The organism is Frankia sp. CoWAU3, from assembly GCF_977971855.1.
In genome coordinates this window covers 1-3,553 of record NZ_CDWWXB010000254.1, presented here as the reverse complement: position 1 = coordinate 3,553, position 3,553 = coordinate 1, and the positions used below count along the sequence as shown (strand labels likewise).

Below are 3,553 nucleotides of genomic sequence, written 5' to 3'. Positions count from 1 at the left end.
CGGCGAGCGCGGTACCGACGAGATCGCCGAGGACCGTCAGGTTCTCCAGGCGGCGGAACCGCCCGGTCGCCGGCGCCCAGCCGCCCGCGTACAGGACCTCCTCGTGCAGCCGGACGCCGTCCGCGCCCACCAGCACGAACCTGGAGAACGCGCCGATCAGCACCTCCTCGCAGCGCGGATCGTCCGAGCGCACGGCGGTGACCCGGTGCAGCCCGACGTCGGCGTTGGAGACGGCGCCCCGCAGCAGCCTTGTCGACATGTCGACGAGGCGGTGGCCGAGGTGCGCGAGCACGACGTCGTCGCGGTCCTTCGCCATGGCCGGGTCGAAGGTGATCGGCCGCTGGCGCGGCGGCGTGCCCGGGGGAAGGTCCTCACGGCGCAGCTTCTCGGTGAGCCCCGCGGAGGCTCGCTGCCACGAGCCGGTGAGCGTCGGCACCGTGAACAGTCCCTCGGCGTGCTCCTTCTCGTCGACGTACGGGGTGAGTGCCTGTTGGCGGGCGAGGCTCAGTGCCGTGCCGACGACGCGGCGCACCGCCGCCGGGGTGATGCCGAGCTCGCGGACCGTGTCGTCGAGGTTCGCCCGCAGCCGGCGCACCTGCTCGCGCACGTTCTCCGCGACCGGGACGGTGCCTCCGGCAGCCACGGAGCCGCCCGGACCGACGTCGAGGTCGTCGGGACCGAGGTCGATCCGCTCCCCCAGCATCCGACGCTGCACCCGATCGGAGAGCACCGCGTTGACCGACCCGAGGTCGGCCTTCATCTGCGCGACCTTCTTCACCACCCGCGACAGGAACTCCAGGTCGGCCTCAAAGGAATCGACGCTGCCCGACCAGCCGGAGCCGACGAAGTGCCGGATCTCCGGGGAACGGCGCTGCCCGTACCGGTCGATGCGGCCGATCCGCTGCTCCAGCTTGTTCGGGTTGAACGGGATGTCGTAGTTGACCAGCCGATGGCAGTGATTCTGCAGGTCGATGCCCTCACTCGCCGCATCGGTGGCGAGCAGGACCCGCATCGGATGCTCGCTCGGTTCGGCCTGGAAGGCGAGCCGCAGCTGCTCGCGCTCGTCAACGGACAGCCCGCCGTGCAACAGGCCGAGCCGCTCCCCGGCGAGCCCCTCCTGGCGCAGCAGTCCGGCGAGCCAGATCTGCGTGTCGCGGTACTCGGTGAACACGACGACCCGTTCATCGAACCAGTGCCGCCCGTCCAGCCGGCACACCGCGTTCAGATAATCGAGCAGCGCGCGGGCCTTGGCGTCCGGCTCGGCCTCGTGGGCGTCCGCCCAGCGCCGCATCCGGTCCAGCAGCTCGATCTCGCCGTCGGTGGGATCGAGCTGCATCGGCCCGATCCGGCCGAGGGCGTCGTCCTCGGCGTCGGCGAGTTGCTCGTCGTCCAGGGTCGCGACGTCGTCGAAATAGTCCTCCATCCACGGCTCGGGCATCCACGGCCCAGGCATCCCCGGCTCGGCCTCGTCCGTGAGGCGGGACGCGTGGACCGGGCGCCCGTGCCGGGACACGAGGGTCTCCCGGTAGACGCCCACGGTGTGGCCGAACGCCGCCGGGGAGGAGAACAACCGCTTCTTCAACAGCAGGGTCACCAGGTCGGTCGCCTTGCGGCCGCGCGGCGAATCCAGCCGGGCCCGGCGCAGTGCGGCAAACTCCTTGAGCAGGCCGTGGATCCCCCGTTCGCCGTCCGGGTAGACCACCGGCATGTCGATCGAGCGGCGCCGGTGGAACCGCGGGGTGCCGTCCGCGTTCTCGATGCTGCTTTTCAACCGGCGGACCACGACCTCGTCCACGGCCGTCCGGTCCGGCTCGACGCCACGAGCGAACCGCTGGTCGTCGAGGATCTCCAGCAGCGCGGTGAACGAGGCGAGGTAGCCGTTGTGCGGGGTGGCGGACAGGAACAGCCGGTGGGTGAAGTGCGGCGCGAGCCGGCGGATCAGCTTGGTCTGCTGGGAGTCGACCGCGTAGACCTGCCTGGGCGCGGCCGGGGCGATGTGATGGGCCTCGTCGAGAATGAGCAGGTCGAAGGTCCGCGGGTAGGTCGGCTGACCATCGCCGGGCAGCACCTCGTCGAGCAGCCGCTGCGCCTTCGGGCCACGCAGCCAGGGCAGGCTGACGATCGTCAGCGGGTAGACCTCGAACGGGTTCGCCGCGCTGCCGTGCGAGCGACGGACCGCCGCGCAGCGCTCCGCGTCAATAATCGTGAAATCGCGGCCAAACTTCTCGGCCATCTCGTCGCGCCATTTCAGGGTGAGCCCGGCCGGACAGACGATCATGATGCGGCGCGCCCGGTGCCGCAGCAGCAGCTCCTCGGCGACCAACCCGGCCTCGATGGTCTTACCGAGGCCGACATCGTCGGCGAGCAGGAGGTTCACCCGGGGCGCCGCAAGGGCGCGCGCCACCGGCTCGAGCTGGTAGTCCTCGACGGCCACCCCCGAGCGGAACGGGGCCTGCAGCCGCCGGGCGTCCGCGGAGGTCACCGCCGACCAGCGCACCGCGTCGAGGAAGGCGGCCAGCCGGCCCGGTGGGTCGAAGCCGCCCCGGGTGACGTCGGGCAGCGAACCGCTGGGCAGGACCCGCCGGCCCGGCTCGACCTCCCAGATCACCTCGACGGTGTGGCCGTAGCGACCGTCCTCCACACTCTGGAGGGTGACCAACGTGCTGGTGCTCGGCGCCGCTCCGTCCCCGACGACGTCAGGCCCCGCCGCGCCCACGTCCACCGCGCCCACGTCCACCGCGCCCGCCCCCGGCGCGATCCACCTCGCCCCGCCGGCGGCCGGTCCGTCGATGTCCGCGACCACCCACTTCTGACCACGGACCTCCACCAGCGCGCCGATGTCGGGACGCTCGTCAGATGCCGGCGCCCCCGGGCCCGGTCCCTTCCCGCCCATGGCCTGCTGGCGGACGCGGCGTGCTGACGGAGCATGTTCGGTCGTCGAACTCGGCACCTGATACCCCCCTTGGTGAACAGCCCGACCAGTCTGGCAGGACGCCGGGCGACCGATTCCCGGCCCGGTGGCACCGTGCCGGCCCTCTTCGGTCCCCATCTCAGACCTAACGGACATCCAAGAGGCAGATTAGCATCTGTGAACTCGATTCACCAACATGACCCATGGCGGACCGGGTCTCGACATCGTGGAGCCGCGGGAGCCGCGGGAGCCGGCTGCGACCCGTCCGCACCAGACGCTGCGACCCGTCCGCGCCAGAAATCCGCGCCAGAAAGTTGTGGAGGTTGGGCACGGTCCCAAGGCCCGAGAGCGCGCCCAACCCTCGTTGACCACCAGGGCATCCGTGATCACATAGTCACGGAGTGCCGCCTCAAGGTCGCTGACACCCCCGGTCAGGCTGAGGACGAGGTCACTCGTGCTCGTCCGTTCCGGGATATGGATAAACTCGCGCAGAAGCGGCTGGTTCGTCGGCGGCACCGACCCACGCTAACGCCCCCACGAACGGTGCGTACACGCTGTGACACAACCCCTTGCCCGCCGATCCCGTCCTCCACCTCACACCGCCTCGCAGACGAATGCGGACCGACCTGACCCGGAGGTCGA

At 71.0% G+C, this 3,553-nt stretch carries 1 protein-coding gene; it reads right to left on the bottom strand.

The genetic code is table 11. The features are described 5' to 3' along the window. Positions 1-2,893, bottom strand: a 2,893-nt coding sequence (drmD, locus tag AC08ON_RS16610) for a DISARM system SNF2-like helicase DrmD (protein ID WP_476617301.1), incomplete at its 3' end; no start/stop codon positions are given. Positions 2,894-3,553: the final 660 nt, after the last annotated feature.